This window comes from Streptomyces sp. NRRL B-24085 (genome assembly GCF_001282115.1).
Classification (GTDB): Bacteria; Actinomycetota; Actinomycetes; order Streptomycetales; family Streptomycetaceae; genus Streptomyces.
This window is the reverse complement of sequence record NZ_LJBR01000314.1, coordinates 1-1,770: the sequence shown is the minus strand read 5'-3', so window position 1 is coordinate 1,770 and position 1,770 is coordinate 1. Positions and strand designations below refer to the sequence as shown.

Genomic DNA, 1,770 nt, shown 5'->3' with positions numbered 1-1,770 from the left:
CCCCCAGCACCTTCAGCACCCCCAAGTCACCCCCCGGTCATGGCCGGTTCCTCCGCATCCGGGCTATGGTGACGCAGATGAAGGCTCTCGTGCTGTCCGGCGGGGCCGGTACCCGGTTGCGCACGCTCACGCACACCTCGGCCGAACGACCGGTGCCCGTCGCCGGCCTTCCGCTCAGCCGCACGCATCGGTGCGCGCCGATGAACCGTGACGCCGTACGGGCCGTCGAACCGCCCCGGCGGGGCGAGTTGGAGATCATCCACCCCCTCCGGCTCCTGAACGGCGCGCCCCGCGCCCGCCGCGCGGGCCACGGCGAGGTGGGTGTCCCCTCATGAGCCTCTCCGCCGCCGAACACCTCCTCTCCGCCGCCGGACACCTCCGCGCCGGCGAGCCCGGTGCCGCTTCCCGAACCCGGAGGGCCACCCTCCGTCTTTCCGCACTTTGCAAGCCTTTTCCCCCAGGATCATGCTCCTCGGCGCGAAGTCCTGTCATGGGGAGCTCACAGCAGGTATGTTCCACGGAACCGGTTTCGGCGCGGCCTGCCGCTACGGACCGGTGCGGGGAACGTCCCGGCACCTCGGCCGGCCCGGACCGGGACGGCTCCACCAGCAGCGGGGCCTGCAACGGGCCCGCACCACGCCCCGCCTACAGCGCCCTAGGGCACGACCGGTGGATGGAGGTCGCGCCGGCCTCGCACCGGGACCGGCGGTCCGCCCTGCACGAAGCACTGCCACACATCCGCAAGGAGATTTCCCAGTGAAACGTCACGAGTTCCTGCGGGGGCTCCACAAAGCCAGCGCGAACCGCAACTACCTGGAGATCGGCGTCAACGACGGCCGCAGCCTGACGTTCTCCCGGGTACCGAGCATCGCGATCGACCCGGCCTTCAAGGTGGTCTCGGAGATCCGCTGCGACGTCCATCTGGCGAAGGCCACCAGCGACGACTTCTTCGCGCGCGAGAACCCGTTGCAGCACCTCAAGGGCGGCCGCCACCCGCTGCGCAACATCGTCCGCAACCGCAGCCCGTTCGGCTACTGGAAGGACGTCACGCTCGACCTGTCCTTCATCGACGGCATGCACCTGTTCGAGTACGCGCTGCGCGACTTCATCAACGTCGAGAAGTACTCGGACTGGGCCAGCGTGATCGTCTTCGACGACATGCTGCCGCGCAACGTGGACGAGGCGGCCCGCGACCGCCACACCAACGCGTGGACCGGTGACGTCTACAAGATCATCGAGGTCCTGAACCGCTATCGGCCGGACCTGGTGACGGTCCTGGTCGACACCGAGCCCACCGGCCAGCTCGTCGTCTTCGGCGCGGACCCGACCAACACGGTGCTCAAGGACAAGTACGACGAGATCATCGCGGAGTACGTGGTCCCCGACCCGCAGAAGGTGCCCGAGACGGTCCTGGAGCGGACCGTGGCGATCAAGCCGGAGACGCTGATCGAGGCCGCTTTCTGGAAGCCGCTGGTGAACGCCCGCAACCGCGGCAGCAAGCGGGACCGGAGCTGGGAGCACCTGCGCACCAGCCTGAAGCAGCTCAGCGACGCCGGCTGAGCCGAGCGCCGGGTGCCGCCGGGGAGGACGCGATCGCGTCCTCCCCGGATCTGTTCCTCCCGCGGTTCCTACCTGCCGCGCGCCCTCAGCCGGCGGACCAGCTTCCCGGCCAGCCGCCTCGCCCTGCGGACCAGGGGCTGCCGGGCGGGCCTGGGCGGGCGCACGGCCACGACCTCGACCCTGCGCCCGGTGACCCGCAGCGCGAACGGC

General features: G+C 70.3%; 1 protein-coding gene and 1 pseudogene. Both read left to right on the top strand.

The window, feature by feature from the left end:
• Positions 1 to 77: 77 nt before the first annotated feature.
• Positions 78 to 176 (top strand): annotated as a pseudogene (locus tag AOJ26_RS43055) (sugar phosphate nucleotidyltransferase); the annotation flags it as partial.
• Positions 177 to 756: 580 nt separating this feature from the next.
• Positions 757 to 1,560 carry a methyltransferase type 11 gene (locus AOJ26_RS30285; RefSeq protein ID WP_053851559.1) on the top strand — a complete coding sequence of 268 codons (804 nt, stop codon included), beginning with the start codon at positions 757 to 759 and terminating at the stop codon, positions 1,558 to 1,560.
• Positions 1,561 to 1,770 lie beyond the last annotated feature (210 nt).